The organism is Mesorhizobium atlanticum, from assembly GCF_003289965.1.
Taxonomy (GTDB): Bacteria; Pseudomonadota; Alphaproteobacteria; order Rhizobiales; family Rhizobiaceae; genus Mesorhizobium; species Mesorhizobium atlanticum.
In genome coordinates, this window is record NZ_QMBQ01000003.1 from 759,114 (window position 1) to 778,838 (window position 19,725).

A 19,725-nucleotide genomic window follows, 5' to 3' on the forward strand; every position below is an offset into this window, starting at 1 on the left:
AGATTGCTTGGATCAGGAAGACCCGCAGCACGAGAAGATCAGGTTCAGGCGTGACGAGATCACCGACCTGGCGAAGCTCCCGTCCGCTTGCAGCGTGCCGCCGCTTGGCCGCGCGGTGGTGCGGCGGCGCTTCCGCGTCCTCGGTCGCGTGTTTGCCGGGCTTTGCGCGCTCATGCTTCTGGCGGCGGCGGGCGTCTATGTGCTCGGAGCCTCGGGCATCGGCACGGAACGGCTCCGGGCCGAGGCGGAGACCGCCATCGAGAAGCTGGCGGGGGTCGATGTCAATGTCAGCGTCGGCGCGGCGCGGCTGACGCTGGACGGATCAAGCTTCGTCGCCCTGCAGGTGAACGATGTCAGCCTCAAGACGGCCGACGGCAAGCCGATGGCCGATATCGGGCGCGTGCGTTTCGGCATGCGCCTCTTGCCGCTGCTGTCGGGCGATGTCCGGCTGACCAGCGCCAGGTTTTCCAACGCCCACATCGTCGTGGCCGCCATGCCTTCCGGCGGCGGCGACTGGACGGCGGCGCTGCGCAACGAGAACGGACTTGTCGACCCGGACAAAGTGTCGGCGGCGGCGTTCGCCAGCGTCAACGACGCGCTCGATACCGTGCGCGAGGACTCGATACGCCAGATCGATTTGCACAATGTCGAGTTCGAGCTGCCAGACACAGGACCGGTCAAGCGTGTGATAGTCGCCTCGGCAACCGTCGCGCAGACCGGTACGGGGCGCATGCAGTTCTCCTACGATGCCGATGTCGACGGCCGGCACGCGACTCTAACCGCCTCGGCGACCCGCGATCCTACGGCGAGGCGGATCGCGGCGCTGGACGCCAACATCGAGATAGAAGGCGCGGGCGATTCCGTTGAGGGCGGCTCGACCGAGGCTGCCCCCGCGGCCGATGGCGCCAGACTGGGTTCGATTGCGCTGAAGCTTTCGGGCTCTGAAGCGTCGGGCGACAGCCCGTCGCGGCTGGCGGCCTCGCTCTCGCTCACCGGTTCCGTGCTCGACCTCGACGAACGCGGGCTGCTGCCTGTCGACGTCGATGCCGACGCCACTTTGGTGACCGGCTCGAACAAGATCTCGGTCGACCGGCTGCTGATCAAGAACGGCCGCTCCAGCCTCGACTTTGCCGGGTCGATCGGGCCGAAGCCGGCAGCCGCGGGGGAGGAGCCCGCATACCGCTACGATCTCACCAGCGACGGGTCGACGCTGGCGCCCTCGGAATCGCCCGAACCGGCGCTTCAGTTCCTGGCCCGCATCGCCGGCATATACCAGCCGAAGAGCCGCAAGCTCGTCGCCGAGCAGATCGGCGTCCGGTCCGGCGGACCGGGCGAAGTGCTGGGCGCGGCCACGGTCGCCTTCGTCGACAACGGTCCTCCGGGCGTGTCGCTGTCGCTCAACGTTCACGACATGCCGGTCTCGCATGTCAAGCAATTGTGGCCGTGGTTTTCGGCCCGCAACGCGCGGCTTTGGGTGCTGGGCAATCTGTTCGGCGGTACGGTGACCGACGCCAACCTGCAGTTCCAGGTGGCGCCGGGGCGGCTGGGCAACGGGGTGCCGCTTTCCGGCGACGAAGTGTTCGGCCGTTTCCAGATCGAAGGCTCGCGTTTCGATACCGCCGGACGCATCCCGCCGGTCCGCGATGCCGTCGGCGTGGTCGCGTTCCACGGCAACGATGTCGACATCGCGCTCTCCTCAGGCAGCGTCTATATGCCGAGCGGGCGCACCGTGGCGGCAAGCGGCGGCACGCTGACGATCAAAAATGCGAACTTGCCGATTGTGGTCGGCGGGCTCGACATAGACGTCGCGGGTGAGGCGCCGGCGATCGCCGAGCTTGCCTCCTATGAGCCGATCAATGCCATGCGCCACGTCGGGCTGGCGCCCGAGGACCTGTCCGGCACCGTCACCGGCCATGTCAGGGCGGACATTCCGCTGACGAAGGGCATGGACACCTCGAAACTCGATTGGCTGGTTTCCCTCGACTATCAGGACCTGTCTTTAGCCAAGCCATTCGAAGACCAGACCGTGACCGGGGCGGATGGCTCGATAACAGTGGGGCCAAAGCAGGCGGTGATTTCGGCGGAGGCCAAGCTCAACGGCATACCGGCCGAACTCGATCTGGTCGAGCCGCTCGACGACGACGGGCCGGCGCGAAGCCGCAAGGTCACGCTGATCCTAGACGACAAGACGCGCAACGCCAACATGCCCGGCCTGTCGGACCTGCTTTCGGGAACCATCAAGGTGGCGATCGACAAGAGCGGCGAGGGCGCCCAGCAGGTCTCGGCGGACCTGACCAATGCCAGGCTCGACATTCCCTGGGCGGGCTGGAGCAAGGGTGCCGGCATTCCGGCCAAGGTCGCCTTCAACATGGCGAAGTCCGGCAGCACCACCACGCTGTCGGATTTCGCTCTCGACGGAAAAAGCTTTTCGATCGACGGCAATGTGACCCTGGTCAACGGCGCGTTGTCCGCCGCCCGCTTCAGCAAGGTTGCGTTGAACCGAGGCGACGACATTGCCGTTTCGGTCAAGCGCGCCGGCAAGAGCTACGCTGTCGACGTCAGCGGCGCATCGCTCGACGCCCGCTCGCTGATCAAGCAGTTCACCTCCGATGTCGATACCGCCACCAAGGGCGCCGGCAGCGACGCGATCTCGGTAAGCGCCGATGTGGCATCGCTGACCGGTTTCCACGACGAGGTGCTTTCCAACCTCAAGCTCGAATACAGCGCGGCCGGATCGCGCGTGAACGGGCTCAGCGTCACCGCCGCGGCAAGCTCGGGCGCCCCGATTGCGATCAGCAACACCACCAGCGAAGGCGGTCGGGTGCTCAGGGTGAAGTCGGCCGATGCCGGCGCGATCCTGCGTTTCCTCAACGTCTATGAGCATATGGAAGGCGGCGCGATCACGCTGTCGCTTTCCGGCGCCGCCGACGGGCCGATGAGGGGGCAGGTGGATGCCCGCAATTTCTATGTCGTCAACGAGCCCAAGCTAGCCTCGATCGTATCGACCACGCCGACCGGCGATACACGCAGTCTGAACGAGGCCGTCAAAGGCAAGATCGACACGTCCAGGGTGCAGTTCGAGCGCGGCTTCGCCGAGATCGACAAGGGTTCCGGCTATCTGAGGCTGGCGAACGGCCTGCTGCGTGGTCCGCGTATCGGCACGACCTTTCAGGGAACGCTCTACGATCAGAACAACAACATGGACATGACCGGGACCTTCATGCCGGTCTATGGTCTCAACCGCATCTTCGGCGAATTGCCGCTGTTCGGGCCGCTGCTGGGCAACGGTCGCGACCGTGGCCTGATCGGCGTCACCTACCGGCTGAAGGGCAACGCCAACAAGCCGACGCTCAACGTCAATCCGCTGTCCGTGGTGGCGCCCGGGATATTCCGCTCGATCTTCGAGTACAGGTAACAGCCACCCCGGGAACCGGTTTCCGGCAGTCATCGCGGCCAGGAAGGCCGCTATGATCAGGTCGGCCGCACCAGCACGTGCTTCTTCTTGCCGAGCGAGAGCTTCACGACGCCTTCCGGGCCGAGGTCCAGGGACGTGACGATGCGCCGGTCGTCGGTCAAGGGCTGGTCGTTGATGCGCACGGCGCCACCCTGGATATGGCGGCGCGCTTCGCCGTTCGAGCCGGCCAGCCCGGCTGTGACGAACAGTGCCAGGATGCCGATCCCGGCTTCGAGATCCGATTTGGCGACTTCGACGCTGGGCAGCGTGTCGGCGAGCGCGCCTTCCTCGAAGGTCTTGCGCGCCGTTTCGCTTGCCGTCTCGGCCGCCTCGCGGCCGTGCAGCATGGCGGTGATCTCGGTGGCGAGGATCTTCTTCGCCTCGTTGATCTCCGAGCCGCCGAGCTTTTCGAGCCGCGCCACCTCGTCCAGTGGCAGCGTGGTGTAAAGCTTCAGGAAGCGGCCGACATCGGCGTCCTCGGTGTTGCGCCAGTACTGCCAGAACTCGTAGGGCGAGAGCATGTCGCCGTCGAGCCAGACGGCGCCCGAGGCCGACTTGCCCATCTTGGCGCCCGATGAGGTGGTGAGCAGCGGCGTGGTCATGGCGAAGAGCTGCACACCTTCCATGCGGTGGCCGAGGTCGATGCCGTTGACGATGTTGCCCCACTGGTCCGAGCCGCCCATCTGCAGCCGGCAGCCGACCCGCTTGTAGAGCTCGACGAAGTCGTAGGCTTGCAGGATCATGTAGTTGAATTCGAGGAAGGACAGCGACTGCTCGCGGTCGAGTCTCAGCTTCACGGAATCGAAGGCGAGCATGCGGTTGACAGAGAAATGCCGGCCGACATCGCGCAGGAAGTTGACGTAGTTGATCTGCATCAACCAGTCGGCGTTGTTGACCATGACCGCGTCGCCGGGGCCGCTGCCGAACTTCAGGTAAGGCGCGAAATTGCGGCGAATGCCGACGAGATTGTCCTCGATGTCCTGCGGGGTGAGCAGCTTGCGCGCTTCGTCCTTGAAGGACGGGTCGCCGATCATCGAGGTGCCGCCGCCCATCAGCGCGATCGGCCGGTGGCCGGTCTGCTGCAGCCAGTGCAACATCATAATCTGGATCAGCGATCCGGCATGCAGGCTCTTCGCCGTGGCGTCGAAGCCGATATAGGCGCTCACCGTTTCCTTGGCGAAAAGCTGGTCGAGGGCGGATTCGTCCGAAATCTGGTGGATGAAGCCGCGCTCGCTCATGATGCGCAGGAAATCGGATTTGAACGCGGACATGTTTTCTTCCTGGAGGTCGCCGGGCACTTGGCTATGCTGGATATGAAGGCGCGCGTTTAGCATCCAAGCGCGATCAGCAAAAGTGGTTTCCGGTTTTGCGTCCGATCGCGCTTCAATTGGCAAACCAGCGATCAGCAAAAGTGGTTTCCGGTTTTGCATCCGATCGCGCTTCAACTGGCAAACCAGCGATCAGCAAGAGTCGTTTCCCGTTTTGCGGCCGGGCGCGTGCCATCCACGCATCCTTGCTTCACCCATCTTGCTGGCGTAATGAGGCGCCGCGCAAATCTAAAGACATGGAGCATGATGTCGTCCGAAAGCCGCTTCGCACTTTTCGGCATCATGCTCTAGACAGGCGCGCACGCGCCGCGACGGGGCCATCCCGCAGTTTCAGATCGGACGAGCTCCCGCGATGAACAGGAACTACCTCTTCCTCTTTCTGTTCAGCATCGTCATGACCATCAGCGGCCTGGCCAGCCTGCCGCCGGTCGACCGCGACGAATCCCGCTTCGTCCAGGCGACCAAGCAGATGGTCGAGACCGGCGACTATGTCGACATTCGCCTGCAGGACGTCACACGCTACAAGAAGCCGATCGGCATCTACTGGCTGCAATCGGCGGCGGTGGCGCTGAGCGGCGAGGGGGCGGCGGCGCCGATCTGGGTATATCGCCTGGTTTCGATGCTGGGCATCGCGATCGCGGTCGTCGGCATCGGCTGGACCGGGACAAAGCTTTTCGGCGCCAATGCCGGGCTCGCCGCCGGCCTGATGATGGCGGCGATCTTCGCCACCGCCTTCGAGGGGCGCGACGCCAAGACCGACGCCATGCTTCTCGCCTGCTGCGTGATCGCACAAGGCGCGCTGGCGCAGGTTTATATGGCAGCCAAGCGCAACGAACCGGTTCCCGGGCATCTGCCCTGGATATTCTGGATCGCGCAGGGTCTGGGCATCCTGATCAAGGGACCGGTTTCCCCGCTCTTGTCGCTGCTGACGGCCGCGGCGCTCTTTGCCTTCGACCGCGACTGGCGCTGGCTCACCAAGATGAAGCTGGTGCGCGGCATGGCGATCGTGCTTGTCATCGTGCTGCCTTGGCTCATCCTCATCACCTGGAAGAGCGGCGGCGCCTTCTTCCAGGAAGCGGTCGGCAAGGACATGCTGAACAAGGTGGCGCAGGGCGAGGAGTCGCACGGCCTGCCGCCCGGCTTCTACATGCTGACCTATTCGCTGTTCATGTGGCCGTTCGGGCTGATCGCGGTCGGCGCCGGGCTGCAGGCGATCAACCGGTTCTGGGACGACCCGCGCCTGCGCTTCTGCCTGGCCTGGTACATTCCGTTCTGGCTGGTCTTCGAGGCGATCCCGACCAAGCTGCCGCACTACGTCATGCCGGCCTATCCGGGCATGGCGCTTTTGATCGGCTGGCTGCTCACTCTGCCGGCGGACCATGCCAACGCGCCACTGAAGCGCTGGCAGACATGGCTGTGGTGGGCGACCGCCTTCGGCCTTGCCGTTGTGGCGATCGGCCTCGCCGTGGTCTGCGTCGGCGCGCCGCTTTATGTGGCGAAGACCTTCTCCTGGTGGAGCATACCGGCAGCGATCGCCGCCCTGGTCACCGGCTATCTCGCTTTCCCCAGGCAGTTGCAGGTGTCGCTTCCGCGCATCGCCGCGATCGCGGTCGGCGCGGGCATCACCTTCAGCCTGCTGTTCGGTGTCATCGCGCCGTCGCTGAAGCCGATCTGGCTGAGCCCCGCCATCAAGGCCGCGATCGACGCCAACCGGCTTTGCGACACCACCGTGCTTGCCTCGGCGAAGTTTCAGGAGCCCAGCCTGGTCTTCCTGGTCGGCACCAAGACCGTGCTCACCGATGTCGAGGGCGTGGCGCGGCATCTGTTGGCCGATCCGGGCTGCGCGCTTGGGCTGGCGCCGATCAAGGACGAGCAGAAGCTTGCCGATGTACTGGCTACCCAGGGCAAGTCGGCGAAGCGGCTGACTGAAATCGACGGTATCAACTATTCGTCAGGAGACAAGCTCGCGCTCGGGCTTTACCGGGTGGCTCCCTGAACAATAGCGTCAGGCCTCGATTGCCCCTATAGACTTTGCGCCAAAGCCATGTCCGCAGCACCCCTTGCCCTTTACCGCCGCTCGCTCGGCAACTTCCGCGACACGACGTCGATCGTGAAGCGGCGCTTTGGTGTGCGGCCGGCGCGCTATCCGCGAATTCGATGGAGCGTCTGGCTCATAGCCTGGGTGCTGCTCACCGTGGCGGTCTTCCTGCGCCTCGACGCCGGCGCCGGGGAGATGCGCGGCGAATGGTCCCCCGGCTTCGTGCGCTTCACCGATTTCTTCACGCAGTTCGGCCTTGGCGGCTGGTATCTCATTCCTGCGGCTCTCTGTCTTGTCGCCGCCAATTTGACGGATTGGCGCGGCCTTTCCCGGCAAGGCCGGATGCTCGTCTACAACTGGACGTGTTTCGCCTTCCTGGTGCTTTGCGCCGTCGGCCTGTCCGGTTTGGCGGTCAACGTGCTGAAATACGGCATCGGCCGGGCCCGGCCGCTTTATTTCAACGATTTCGGTGTGCTGTCGCTGCATCCATTCGCCATGGATGCGCGCTTCGCCGGCTTTCCGTCCGGCCATGCCACGACGATGGGCGCGGTCTTCGGCATCCTGCTGCTTTTGTTCCCGCGGCGCTGGTATATCGCGCTGGCCGTCACCGCCTGTATCGCCTCGACCCGCGTCTTCGTCGGCGCGCATTATCCGAGTGACACGGTCGCGGGCTTCGGCCTCGGGCTGGCGTTCGCGGTGGTCTCCGGGCTGGTGTTCGCCCGGCTCGGTTTCATCTTCGGCCAGACAAGCTCGAAACTGCCGGTGCGCAAGCGCACATTCCGGCTGGGATCGTTCCGCGCGCCGAGAAGCAAGATCTCGAGGACCGGCCCGGTCGATGCCAGCGGGATCGGCGCCGACCGAGCCCAGACCCCTTAAAGGGCCAGGGCCGGCAGTCTTGCGTGCTTAGCGCAGTCGCTTCGGCCGGGGATCCGCGAGTTCGCCCGCGAGGCGGCGGTCCAGATAGTCGGCACATTCCTGGATCAGCTGCTCGGTGTCGTTGGCGAAGAAGTGGTTGGCGCCGGGCAGCGTCTTCTGGGTGATGGTGATGCCCTTTTGCGTATGCAGCTTGTCAACCAGGCCTTGCACGTCCTTGGGCGGCGCCACCTTGTCGGCATCGCCATGGATGATCAGGCCGGATGACGGGCAGGGCGCCAGGAAGGAGAAATCATAGGTGTTGGGCTGCGGCGCGACCGAGATGAAGCCTTCGATCTCCGGCCGGCGCATAAGAAGCTGCATGCCGATCCACGAGCCGAAGGAATAGCCGGCGACCCAGCAGCTCTTGGAATCCGGATGCAGCGACTGCACCCAGTCGAGCGCCGCCGCCGCGTCCGACAACTCGCCGGTGCCGTGGTCGAACTCGCCCTGGCTGCGGCCGATGCCGCGGAAATTGAAGCGCAGCACGGTGAAATCGCGCTTCTGGAACATGTAGAAGAGGTCGTAGACGATCTTGTTGTTCATCGTGCCGCCGAATTGCGGGTGCGGGTGCAGCACGATGGCGATCGGGGCGCTCTTTTCTTTCGAGGGCTGATAGCGTCCCTCCAGGCGACCGGCCGGACCGGCAAAAATGACCTCAGGCATAAAATACTCCACGTGGCATATGAATGCGCTAGCCCGGAACTCTTTCGGCCCTAACTCTGCTGCGGCCCCAAACCTTCTGTGGCCTTGACGCCGGGCGAGCGTCTTCCTAGAAGCTAGTTTAGAATTGTTCAAAACTGGGAGGCCGAAACCCGATGGTCCGGCCGCCCGCGCCGCAAGCCGGGTAAATAGGACGGCTTGCCTTGCAATTTCAAGGAAATAACGCGCTATCCTCGCGGGATAGTTGGCGGAAGGACGAACTGAGCGAAAATGGCCGCAACCCGCGCCTATCTCGACTACAATGCCAGCGCGCCGCTCATTGCGGAAGCGCGGGCGGCGATGGTCGCCGCGCTCGATGCCGCCAACCCGTCATCGGTCCACACCGAGGGTCGCGCCTCGCGCCGGCTGGTCGAGGACGCGCGCCGCGACGTGGCACGGCTGGTCAACGCCAGACCCGAACATGTCATCTTCACCTCCGGAGCCACCGAAGCCGCCTCGACGCTGCTTACGCCCGACTGGCAGATGGGGCGCGGCGCCATCCGCATGAGCTACCTCTATGTCTCGGCGGCCGACCATCCCTGCCTCCTGAATGGCGGGCGCTTCGCGCCGGCGCAGGTGACGAGGATCGGCGTCGACAGGAACGGCGTTGCTGATCTCGAGGCGCTTGCCGCCGCGCTCGCCCAGCATGACAAGTCCGCCGGCCTGCCGCTGGTGGCGATACATGCCGCCAACAACGAGACAGGCGTCGTCCAGCCGGTCGGGCGCATCGCCGAGATCGTCAAGGCCGCCGGCGGGGTGCTGGTCGTCGACGCCGTGCAGGCCGCCGGGCGGATTCCGCTCGATATGTCAGCTCCTTATGCCGATTATCTGATCCTGTCCTCGCACAAGATCGGCGGCCCCAAGGGCGTCGGCGCGATCGTCGCCGCGTCCGACCTGATGATGCCGCGGCCGCTGGTCAATGGCGGCGGCCAGGAGAAGGGGCACCGCGCCGGCACGGAAAACGTCGCCGGGATCGCCGGTTTCGGCGCCGCCGCGCGGGCAGCACTTGCGGGCTTGGACGACATGGACGCCATCGCTCGGCGCCGCGACGAGGTCGAGGCGATCGTAAGGGAACTGGCGCCGGACGCGGAAATCTTCGGAAATGGCGCTCAGAGGCTTGCCAATACGACATTCTTCGCTATTCCCGGCGTCAAGGCCGAAACGGCGCAGATCGCTTTCGATCTTGCCGGCGTCGCGCTGTCGGCGGGCTCGGCCTGCTCGTCGGGAAAGGTCGGGCCAAGCCACGTGCTGAAGGCCATGGGCCATGGCGACAGCCTGGGCGCCTTGCGTGTCTCGATCGGCCGCGCGACCGGCGCCGAGGAGATAGGGGCCTTCCGGGTCGCGCTGGCGGGCATCGTCGCGCGCCGGGCGGGCAAGGAAAAAGCCGCCTGACGGCGGCGAAGATGAATTCAGGCCATGCGGCCTGGTAGAGTCGTGCGTTTTGTCCTGGCCGGGTGAATTTCCGGCGGATACGCACTATATGGAGCTTACTCCGCTGCGCACCCCCGCCGGGATGCGATTACAGCGGTGCCATAGTTTGAAAACTGCCGGGCCTTGACCCCGGCGTGGATGGAGAACGCTTATGCCTGCTGTGCAGGAGACGATCGATCGAGTCCGAAAGATCGACGTCGACCAGTATAAATACGGATTCCAGACAGAGATCGAGATGGACAAGGCCCCGAAGGGCCTGAGCGAAGATATTATTCGCTTCATCTCGGCCAAGAAGGATGAGCCGGACTGGATGCTGGAATGGCGTCTGGGGGCCTATCGCCGCTGGCTGACGCTGGAAGAGCCGACCTGGGCGCGCGTCCACTATCCGAAGATCGACTTCCAGGACATCTATTACTACGCCGCGCCGAAGAGCACGCCGGGGCCGAAGTCGCTGAGCGAGGTCGACCCCGAACTGATCAAGGTCTACGAAAAGCTCGGCATTCCGCTCAAGGAGCAGGAGATCCTGGCCGGGGTGCAGAAGCCCGCGGTGGCGGACGAGGAAGCGGAGATAGGCGACAACGTCTACAAGTCCGGCCGCGTCGCGGTCGACGCCGTGTTCGATTCCGTTTCGGTGGTCACCACCTTCAAGGAAGAGCTCGCCAAGGCGGGCGTCATCTTCTGCTCGATCTCGGAAGCGATCCGCGAGCATCCGGAACTGGTCAAGAAGTATCTCGGCTCGGTCGTGCCGACCTCGGACAATTTCTACGCGACGCTGAATTCTGCGGTGTTCACGGACGGCTCGTTCGTCTTCGTGCCCAAGGGCGTTCGCTGCCCGATGGAGCTGTCGACCTATTTCCGCATCAACGAGAAGAACACCGGCCAGTTCGAGCGCACCCTGATCATCGCCGAGGAGGGAGCTTACGTCTCCTATCTCGAAGGCTGCACGGCGCCGCAGCGCGACGAAAACCAGCTGCATGCCGCGGTTGTCGAGCTGATCGCGCTTGACGACGCCGAGATCAAATATTCGACGGTGCAGAACTGGTACCCCGGCGATGCCGAGGGCAAGGGCGGCATCTACAATTTCGTCACCAAGCGCGGCGACTGCCGCGGCGACCGCTCGAAGATCTCGTGGACGCAGGTCGAGACCGGCTCGGCGATCACCTGGAAATATCCGAGCTGCATCCTGCGCGGCGACGATTCCAGCGGCGAGTTCTATTCGATCGCGGTTTCGAACGGCTATCAGCAGGTCGACAGCGGCACCAAGATGATCCATCTCGGCAAGAACACGTCGAGCCGCGTCATCTCCAAGGGCATCGCCGCCGGCTTCTCGCAGAACACCTATCGCGGCCAGGTCTCGGCCCACCGCAAGGCGACCAACGCGCGCAACTTCACCAATTGCGATTCGCTGCTGATCGGCGACCAGTGCGGCGCGCACACGGTGCCTTACATGGAAGCCAAGAACGCGACGGCGAAGTTCGAGCACGAGGCGACGACGTCGAAGATCTCCGAGGACCAGAAATTCTACGTCATGCAGCGTGGCATCCCCGAAGAAGAGGCGATCGCGCTGATCGTCAACGGCTTCGTCAAGGACGTCATCCAGCAGCTGCCGATGGAGTTCGCCGTCGAGGCGCAGAAGCTGATCGGCATCAGCCTCGAGGGCAGCGTCGGGTAACTGGGAAGATGCTGAAGGCTTTTGGAAACATCTTGGTAGGGTCGCTAGCGCTAGCACTGTTTGTGGCGATCGCAGGCGCGATCATGGCGCTTGTCGGCTCTATCGGTGAGTTTCCAAGTCTGAAGCACCTAGGAGGCTCGGTCTCCATGATCGGCGTGTTTGGCTTCTTTGCTGTCTTTGTTCTGTTTCGCTACGTCGGTCGGATTAGGCCGAAGGCGCAAAGCGGAGCTGATAGCGGGAGGGTGGGATGACTGGAGATAAATGGTTCAGACCGAAGCGCTCCGGCTATGGCGCCACGCCGGACAACTGGAAAGGCTGGGCCTTCGTGGTCGTCTATGTCGCGATCGTTGTTGTGGTTGCGCTGGCGCTGATCGCCAAGGGCGCCGCCGCTTGGCTGGTGGTGCTCGCTATCATTGCCCTGACGGGCGCAACTATCCCGCTCATCAAGGCCAAGACGGGCGGCGACTGGCGCTGGCGTTGGCATTGAATTTGAACGGACAGATTTTGGAACGGAACGAAAATGCTTGAAATTAGAAACCTTCACGCCCGCATCGTCGATGACGGCACCGAGATCATCCGCGGCTTGAACCTGACGGTGAAAGCCGGCGAAGTCGCGGCCATCATGGGTCCGAACGGCTCGGGCAAGTCCACGCTGTCCTACATCCTCGCTGGCCGCGAGGACTACGAGGTCACCGAAGGCGACATCCTTTATAACGGCCAGTCGATCCTCGAAATGGATCCGGCCGAGCGCGCCACCGCCGGCATCTTCCTTGCCTTCCAGTATCCGATGGAGATACCGGGCGTGGCGACCATGGAATTCCTGAAGGTGGCGATGAACGAGCAGCGCAAGGCGCGCGGCGAGGAACCGCTGAAGGTGCCGGAATTCCTGAAGCGCGTGAAGGAAGCGGCGGCCTCGCTCAGCATGGACATGAACATGCTCAAGCGGCCGCTCAATGTCGGCTTCTCGGGCGGCGAGAAGAAGCGTGCCGAGATCCTGCAGATGAAGCTGCTGGAGCCGAAGCTCTGTGTGCTGGACGAGACCGATTCCGGCCTCGACATCGATGCGCTGAAGATCGTCTCGGACGGCGTCAACGCGCTGCGTTCGCCGGAGCGAGCGATCGTCGTCATCACCCACTATCAGCGCCTGCTCGAGCACATCGTGCCTGACACGGTGCACGTGCTCTACAAGGGCCAGGTGATCAAGTCGGGCAACAAGTCGCTGGCGCTGGATCTCGAGGCCAACGGCTATGCCGGCGTGATCGGCGAAGCCGCGTGAGATGGGAGCGGTCGAGGCGAAAGTCATGAACATGCACGCACAGCCCCAGCGGACCTTGGCCGAGACGGCGCTGATCGACGCCTTCGGCGAGCGGCTGTCGCAACTGCCCGGCGACGGCGCGGTGATGGTCAAGCGCGACGACGCGATCGAGGCGATCAAGAACGGCCTGCCGACGCGCCGCGTCGAATCCTGGCACTACACGGACCTGCGCCGGCTGTTGACTTCGGTGCCGGCTTTCGAGGCCGGCGCCGTTGCCAAGGCGCTTGCGCCGGTTCTTGAAGGGTCGGCCGTACTGCCTGTGCTGAACGGAGTCTCACAAACGAAGCTGCCTGAGGTCGAGGGCGTCACCGTGCAGCGCCTGTCGGAGAAGCTCACCGACGGCAGCGTCGCGCCAGGGCTCGACCCCTACGGCGACGACGATGCGATCGGCGCGCTGAACACGGCCTTCGTCGCCGACGGCTATTTCGTCGACATCGCCGGCGGCGTCGAGCTGGAAAAGCCGATCGAATTTCAGAACCTGCAGGCGGGCGGCCAGTCGCATGTGCGCCTCTTGGCGCGTATCGGAGCCGGCGCCAAGGCGATCATCGTCGAGCGCCAGGCGGGCGAGGCAAGCGAAGACGGTGAGGCGCTCGTCTCTTCGGTCAGCCAGCTCGTGGTCGGCGACGGCGCGCAAGTGACCTGGCTGATCGTGCAGGAGCAGCAGGACACGGCCACGCATCTCGCCCAGTTCAAGGCGCATATCGGCAAGGACGCCAAGCTGACGGTGTTCGTGATGAATGCCGGCGGCAAACTCGTTCGCCAGGAGGTCGTTGTCAGGACGACGGGCGAGGGCGCCGATTTCAAATTGCGCGGCATCAACCTTCTCGCCGGCGACACGCATACAGACACCACCATGGTGCTCGACCACGCCGTACCGCATACGACGTCGACGGAAGTGATCCGCAACGTGGTGACCGGCAAGGCGCGCGGCGTCTTCCAGGGCCGCATCAACGTGCATCAATACGCGCAGAAGACCAACGCCAAGATGGCCTGCAACACGCTGCTCCTGTCGGATGACGGCGAGTTCTCGACCAAGCCGGAGCTGGAAATCTTCGCCGACGACGTGGTCTGCGGCCATGGCGCGACGGTCACCGAGATCGACCACAACCATCTGTTCTATCTGATGGCGCGCGGCATCGACGAGAAGTCGGCGCGGGGCCTGCTGGTGAAGGCTTTCGTCGCCGAAGTGATCGAGGAACTGGACGACGAAGCGCTTGTCGAAGCGCTCGAAGAGCGGCTCGACGGCTGGTTTTCGACGCACGGGTAGCGGCGTACGGCGCAGGCCCCCTCATCCGGCCGCTTCGCGGCCACCTTCTCCCCGAGGGGAGAAGAGGCAGGTGCGACGTTGGTGACCTCCTCTCCCCACCGGGGAGAGGGTGGCCGGAGCGAAGCGGAGGTCGGGTGAGGGGGAGCCACTTTGGAAGGTTGATTGCTGTGGACCAGAAGATCGAAACCACCCCCTATGACGTCGAGGCGATCCGCCGCGACTTCCCGATCCTGTCGCGCCAGGTCTATGGCAAGCCGCTGGTCTATCTCGACAATGGCGCTTCGGCGCAAAAGCCGCAGGTGGTGCTCGACACCATCCAGCATGCCTATTCCCAGGAATACGCCAACGTCCATCGCGGCCTGCATTTCCTGTCGAACGCCGCGACCGACGCCTACGAGAATGCGCGCAAATCGGTGCAGCGGTTTTTGAACGCGCCGAGCACCGACACAATAGTCTTCACCTCCAACACCACCTCGGCGATCAACACGGTCGCCTATGGCTGGGGCATGCCGCGGATCGGCGAGGGCGACGAGATCGTGCTCTCGATCATGGAGCACCATTCCAACATCGTGCCCTGGCATTTCATCCGTGAGCGGCAGGGCGCCAAGCTTGTCTGGGTGCCGGTCGACGATCTCGGCGCCTTCCATATCGAGGAATTCGAGAATCGCTTGACCGCGCGCACCAAGCTCGTCGCCATCACGCAGATGTCGAATGCTCTGGGCACGGTGACGCCGATCAAGGAAATCGTGCGCATCGCGCATTCGCGTGGAATTCCCGTGCTCGTCGACGGCAGCCAGAGCGCCGTGCATATGCCGATCGACGTGCAGGACCTCGACTGCGATTTCTTCGTCTTCACCGGACACAAGGTCTACGGCCCGTCGGGCATCGGCGTGCTTTACGGCAAGAAGGACAGGCTGGAAGAGATGCGGCCCTTCATGGGCGGCGGCGAGATGATCGAGGAGGTGACGGAAGACATCGTCACCTATAACGATCCGCCGCACCGTTTCGAGGCCGGCACGCCGCCGATCGTGCAGGCGATCGGCCTCGGCGCGGCGCTGGACTATATGGAAAAGGTGGGCCGCGAGCGGATCGCGGCGCATGAAGCCGACCTCAAGACCTACGCGCATGAGCGGCTGCGAGCGATCAACTCGCTCCGTATCTTCGGCGACGCGCCCGGCAAGGGCGCCATCATCTCGTTCGAATTGCAGGGCATCCATGCGCACGACGTGTCGATGGTGATCGACCGTCAGGGCGTCGCTGTCCGTGCCGGCACCCATTGCGCCCAGCCGCTGTTGAAACGCTTCGGCGTCACCTCCACATGCAGGGCATCGTTCGGCATGTATAATACCAGGGCCGAAGTCGACGCTTTGGCCGAGGCGCTGGAAAAGGCGCGGAAGTTCTTCGGGTGATGATGATGGACGATGTGAGCGCGACCGCAGAGACTGTTCCGGAAACGGCCGGCAACGGCATCGTCTCGGCCTCGGCGATCCCCGCCGACGAGCTGGCGCGGCTGACCGACGACATCGTGTCGGCGCTGAAGACGGTCTACGACCCGGAAATCCCGGCTGACATCTATGAGCTCGGCCTGGTCTACAAGATCGACATCGAGGACGACCGGTCGGTCAAGATCGACATGACGCTGACCGCGCCCGGCTGCCCGGTGGCGGGCGAAATGCCCGGATGGGTCGAGAACGCCGTCGGCGCCGTCGAAGGCGTGTCCGGTGTCGAGGTCAACATGGTGTTCGATCCGCCGTGGACGCCCGACCGCATGTCGGAAGAGGCGCAGGTCGCCGTCGGGTGGTACTAGGCAAGCACAGGCTGGCGCACTTGCGCCGGTGGTAAAACTTCACCATTTTAGGTGAGAATCATTCGGCAGGCCTTGAACCTGCAGGGAATGGAGAAGGAAGAATATGGGACGCTTCGCCGTCATCACGATGACCGAAAAGGCCGCCGACCGCGTGCGCGAGATCGTGGCCGCGCGCGACAATGCGCACGGCATCCGCCTTGGCATCAAGAAGGGCGGCTGCGCCGGCATGGAATACACCATCGATCTGGTGACCGAGCCGAACCCCAAGGACGACCATATCGAGCGCGAAGGCGCGCATGTCTATGTGGCGCCGGAAGCCGCGCTCTTCCTGTTCGGCACGGAGATGGATTTCGAGCAGACGACTCTGCGCACCGGCTTCACCTTCAAGAACCCGAACCAAAGCTCGGCCTGCGGCTGCGGCGAATCCGTCGAGCTGAAGCCCGCCGACCTCAAGGCGCTTGCCGAGGCGCGCGCCTCGGCCTGATCTTCCTTCGCCCCGTTTACGGGGAGAAGGTGGCCCGAAAGGGCCGGATGAGGGGCAAGTGCGAAGTTTTGAGAGGCTGGCGCCGCCCCTCATCTGCCTGCCGGCGTTCATCGTTCGAAAAGCCAAGCAATTGGCTTTTCGTCCGCTTCGCGGACCACTCCTCACCTCCCCGTTCCACGGGAAGAAGAAAGCTACTCAACCCACATCCCAGTCCGTTTGTGCCAGTCGGCGATCGATTCCTCTGGATAGACGTCGAACACCTTGTCTTGTCTGCCGACCACCGGCTCGACCCAGTTCGCTTTGTATTTCAGCATCAGATGCACCTTTTCCGGCGGTTTCGGCAGGTCGGTGTCGATCGCCGAGGCGAAGGGATGCACGAGATCCGGCCAGGTCGGGTCGTAGAGCCAGAGCGCTGAGCCGCATTTTCGGCAGAAATTGCGCTCGCCGGTCGAGACCTCGCAATGCGGATGCTCGTCATCCTCGATTTCGGCGCGATAGACGCCGAGGCTGCGCTTGCCTGTGATTTTCAAAGTCTCGTAGTCGGCGCCGAGATTGATGGCAAAACCGCCGCCGCCCTGCTGCTTGCGGCAGATCGAGCAGTAGCAGAGCATGAACGGCACCGGCGTATGGCTTTCCACCTCGAAGTGGACGCCGCCGCAGCGGCAGGAGCCTTTGAGCAGGACGGGCATGGCGGGAACTCCGTTTCCGGGTCTCAACCTGTCAGCATGCTTTTGGTTGCGGCGATGACAAGGCCGACAACGGATGAGATGATCGCGGCATGGATAATACGCGCCTTGAAGAACTGTTCGAAAGCCTTGGTCCGATCAGCATCCGCAAACTGTTCGGCGGCAAGGGCATTTATTGCGATGGCGTCATCGTCGCGGTCGTCGTGCGCGACGAACTGATGCTGAAGGCGGACGGGGAGAGTGCGCCGGACTTCGAAGCAGCAGGCTGCAAGCAGTGGACTTATACGGGCTCGCGCCATGGCAAGGCGGTGGCGATGCCTTATTGGAGCGTGCCGGACGAGGCATTCGACGATCCCGACGAGATGGCCGTGTGGGCGCGGCGGGCCTATGAGGCGGGACGAAGGGCGGGGAAGTGATTGGTCCGCCGTTGAAACGTTTGTGAAGGTCACGTCGAGGCCGCCCCCCTCATCCGGCCGCTTCGCGGCCATCTTCTCCTCGCTGGGGAGAAGAGGTTTGCGTAGGCGCTGGCAGCTCCTCTCCCCTCGGGGAGAGGTCGGATTGCCCCGAATTGCTCTTTGCAATTTGGCCTTGGCAATCCGGGTGAGGGGGGCTTCGCCGCGTGCCCTACAGCGCCTTCGCGATCTCCGCTGCGAGCCGGGCATTGTTCTCGACCAGCGCGATGTTGGTCTTGAGGCTACGGCCGCCGGTCAGTTCGAGGATCTTCGACAGCAGGAACGGCGTCACCGCCTTGCCGGTCACGTTCTGCGCCTCGGCGGCTATCTGCGCGGCCTCGATATAGCCGGCCATTTCGTCGGCGGGGATTTCGTCATTCTGCGGCACCGGATTGGCGACCAGTATGCCGCCACCAAGGCCCAGCGCCTGCCGCGTGCGGTAGAAATGGGCGATGTCTTCAGGCGCATTGAGCGTCAGCGGTGCGCGGAAGGGCGATTGCCTGGACCAGAAGGCGGGCATGGTTTCGCTGCCATGGCCGATCACTGGCACGCCGCGCGTTTCGAGCACCTCCAGCGTCTTTTCGATGTCGAGGATCGCCTTGGCGCCGGCCGAGACGACGATGACCGGCGTGCGCGCCAGCTCGTCGAGATCGGCCGAGATGTCGAAGCTTTTCTCGGCGCCCTTGTGGACACCGCCGATACCGCCGGTGGCGAAGACCTTTATCCCGGCCATATGCGCGGCGATCATCGTGGCCGCTACCGTGGTGCCGCCCGTGCGCTTTTGAGCGACGGCAAAGCCGATGTCGGCGCGCGACAGCTTCATGGCGTCCCCGGTCATGGCCAGCGACTCGCGTTCGCCGTCGGACAGGCCGATCTTGATGCGGCCGTCGACCACGGCGATCGTCGCCGGCACCGCGCCGGCATCAGCGATGATCTGCTCGACCTTGGCCGCCATCGCGCCATTATCAGGGTAGGGCATGCCGTGGGTGATGATCGTTGATTCCAGCGCCACCACGGGCCGGCCGGCGGCAAGCGCCTCCGCCACGGGCGGGTGGATATCGACGAAGGGGCGGGCGGTCTCGGGCGTCATGGCTGTCTCCGGCAAGGAGGAACTGGATGGTTGGTGGCCCTATGCCACCTCCCGTGCCTCCGGCACAAGGGCAAGCGCCTGCGCGAAGTTGGCGCTCGTGAAGGACGGCACGGCCTCCGGGCTCTCGATGGCGAGCATCGCCGCAGCGACGCCCTCGCGCAGCGCGGCGCGCAGCGGCAAGCCGCGCAGCAAGGCGGCGACCGTCGCGCCGGTCAGCGCATCGCCGGCGCCGGTCACATCGGCGACCCGGCGCGGCGCAGGCGGGTCGAGCTCGAAAACGCCGGTGTCGTCATAGCCCAGCGCCGGAGCGCTGCCGGCCGTAACCACGCCGGCCTGTAGGCCGACGTGCCTGAGCGCGTCGACAAGGGTTTTCCCGGACATTTCGGCGCCGACCAGCGCGGCAGCTTCGCGGCGGTTCATGAAGAGCAGCGACAGCCTGTCGAGCAGCGGCGTCAGCCGAACGACCTTGGCCGGCGAAACGGCGATGGCGAAGACCGGCCGGCCGCCGGCAAGCGCAACCAGGCGTTCCAGCGCCGATGTCGGTAGGTTGGCGTCGCACAGGATGGCGTCGGCGGCGGCGATCGCCTCGCGCACCTTGGAACGCCTGATCTGCTTGGGAAAGGCGAGGTCGTAGAGCGCCATGTCGGCCAGCCCGACGATCAATTCGCCCTCGGCGTCGATCAGTGCCGTGTAGCTCGGCGTGGTGCGGTCGAGGAACACCACCGAGAGGTCCGTTATCCCGGCGTTGTCGATCGCCGAGGCGACCGTGTCCGCCGCCGCGTCGCCGCCGCGCACCGAGATCAGCGAGGCCGACACGCCGCGCTTCACCACGCTGCGCAGCGCGTTGAAAACCACGCCGCCGACATCTTCGCGCATCATGCCGGGGTTGGAGGCGGCCGGCACATAGGTGCCCGAGACCTGGCCGCGCCGGTCGATATGGGCGCCGCCCAAAGCCAGGATCGTTGGGGCCAGGATAGTTGGGGATGTCGGCATTTCGGATCGGTGACTTTCATTGATCGTGCGGCTGCGCACACTAGGTTTCCTCAGGTCACCCTGCAATCGGTGGGGCGATTCGGGATGGCCGGAC

17 protein-coding genes are annotated in these 19,725 nt (G+C 64.4%); 12 read left to right on the forward strand and 5 right to left on the reverse strand.

Annotation, left to right across the window (positions count from 1 at the left end; genetic code table 11):
* Positions 1–7 precede the first annotated feature (7 nt).
* Positions 8–3,415, forward strand: coding sequence for a YhdP family protein (locus DPM35_RS13370; protein ID WP_112127702.1), 3,408 nt, complete (start codon positions 8–10; stop codon positions 3,413–3,415).
* A gap of 56 nt (positions 3,416–3,471) precedes the next feature.
* Here the strand turns inward: DPM35_RS13370 and tyrS are convergent, their stop codons facing one another.
* Positions 3,472–4,725 (reverse strand): tyrosine--tRNA ligase, encoded by a 1,254-nt coding sequence (tyrS, locus tag DPM35_RS13375; RefSeq protein WP_112127819.1) that lies wholly within the window; start codon positions 4,723–4,725, stop codon positions 3,472–3,474.
* Between the two features lie 409 nt (positions 4,726–5,134).
* On the opposite strand from tyrS, the gene DPM35_RS13380 reads away from it, so the two are divergent.
* Both DPM35_RS13380 and DPM35_RS13385 read left to right on the forward strand, forming a co-directional pair.
* Positions 5,135–6,778 carry an ArnT family glycosyltransferase gene (locus tag DPM35_RS13380; RefSeq protein WP_112127703.1) on the forward strand — a complete coding sequence of 548 codons (1,644 nt, stop codon included), beginning with the start codon at positions 5,135–5,137 and terminating at the stop codon, positions 6,776–6,778.
* Between the two features lie 48 nt (positions 6,779–6,826).
* Entirely contained in the window at positions 6,827–7,696 is an 870-nt protein-coding gene (locus tag DPM35_RS13385) for a phosphatase PAP2 family protein (RefSeq protein WP_112127704.1), read from the forward strand.
* A 27-nt stretch (positions 7,697–7,723) separates the two neighbouring features.
* Here the strand turns inward: DPM35_RS13385 and DPM35_RS13390 are convergent, their stop codons facing one another.
* Positions 7,724–8,398, reverse strand: a complete 675-nt coding sequence (locus DPM35_RS13390) for an alpha/beta hydrolase (RefSeq protein WP_040981311.1) — start codon at positions 8,396–8,398, stop codon at positions 7,724–7,726.
* A gap of 267 nt (positions 8,399–8,665) precedes the next feature.
* Between DPM35_RS13390 and DPM35_RS13395 the strand changes: the two genes are divergently transcribed.
* From DPM35_RS13395 to sufA, 8 genes are all read left to right on the forward strand, one after another.
* Positions 8,666–9,826, forward strand: a complete 1,161-nt coding sequence (locus tag DPM35_RS13395; protein WP_112127705.1) for a cysteine desulfurase family protein — start codon at positions 8,666–8,668, stop codon at positions 9,824–9,826.
* 190 nt (positions 9,827–10,016) lie between these two features.
* The gene (gene sufB / locus DPM35_RS13400; protein WP_112127706.1) at positions 10,017–11,537 is read left to right on the forward strand and encodes a Fe-S cluster assembly protein SufB; all 1,521 of its coding nucleotides are present in this window, start codon (positions 10,017–10,019) and stop codon (positions 11,535–11,537) included.
* A gap of 247 nt (positions 11,538–11,784) precedes the next feature.
* Entirely contained in the window at positions 11,785–12,024 is a 240-nt protein-coding gene (locus DPM35_RS13410) for a hypothetical protein (RefSeq protein WP_112127708.1), read from the forward strand.
* Between the two features lie 33 nt (positions 12,025–12,057).
* A complete protein-coding gene (gene sufC, locus DPM35_RS13415) occupies positions 12,058–12,813 on the forward strand; it encodes a Fe-S cluster assembly ATPase SufC (RefSeq protein ID WP_112127709.1) in 756 nt (251 codons plus the stop codon).
* Positions 12,814–12,838: 25 nt separating this feature from the next.
* Entirely contained in the window at positions 12,839–14,119 is a 1,281-nt protein-coding gene (gene sufD / locus DPM35_RS13420; protein WP_112127820.1) for a Fe-S cluster assembly protein SufD, read from the forward strand.
* 167 nt (positions 14,120–14,286) lie between these two features.
* Positions 14,287–15,528, forward strand: a complete 1,242-nt coding sequence (locus DPM35_RS13425; RefSeq protein WP_112127710.1) for a cysteine desulfurase — start codon at positions 14,287–14,289, stop codon at positions 15,526–15,528.
* 5 nt (positions 15,529–15,533) lie between these two features.
* Positions 15,534–15,926, forward strand: coding sequence for an SUF system Fe-S cluster assembly protein (locus DPM35_RS13430; protein ID WP_112127821.1), 393 nt, complete (start codon positions 15,534–15,536; stop codon positions 15,924–15,926).
* A gap of 103 nt (positions 15,927–16,029) precedes the next feature.
* On the forward strand, positions 16,030–16,410 hold the full coding sequence (sufA, locus tag DPM35_RS13435) for a Fe-S cluster assembly scaffold SufA (protein WP_112127711.1): 381 nt from the start codon (positions 16,030–16,032) through the stop codon (positions 16,408–16,410).
* A 191-nt stretch (positions 16,411–16,601) separates the two neighbouring features.
* Here the strand turns inward: sufA and DPM35_RS13440 are convergent, their stop codons facing one another.
* Positions 16,602–17,099, reverse strand: coding sequence for a GFA family protein (locus tag DPM35_RS13440; RefSeq protein ID WP_112127712.1), 498 nt, complete (start codon positions 17,097–17,099; stop codon positions 16,602–16,604).
* An 89-nt stretch (positions 17,100–17,188) separates the two neighbouring features.
* Here DPM35_RS13440 and DPM35_RS13445 point away from each other — a divergent pair, with 89 nt between their 5' ends.
* Complete coding sequence (locus DPM35_RS13445; protein WP_112127713.1) at positions 17,189–17,512, forward strand: TfoX/Sxy family protein; 324 nt, start codon at positions 17,189–17,191, stop codon at positions 17,510–17,512.
* A gap of 208 nt (positions 17,513–17,720) precedes the next feature.
* Here DPM35_RS13445 and DPM35_RS13450 read toward each other — a convergent pair whose 3' ends face one another.
* Both DPM35_RS13450 and DPM35_RS13455 read right to left on the reverse strand, forming a co-directional pair.
* Complete coding sequence (locus tag DPM35_RS13450; protein ID WP_112127714.1) at positions 17,721–18,638, reverse strand: pseudouridine-5'-phosphate glycosidase; 918 nt, start codon at positions 18,636–18,638, stop codon at positions 17,721–17,723.
* Between the two features lie 39 nt (positions 18,639–18,677).
* Positions 18,678–19,631, reverse strand: coding sequence for a carbohydrate kinase family protein (locus DPM35_RS13455; protein WP_112127715.1), 954 nt, complete (start codon positions 19,629–19,631; stop codon positions 18,678–18,680).
* Between the last annotated feature and the right edge of the window lie 94 nt (positions 19,632–19,725).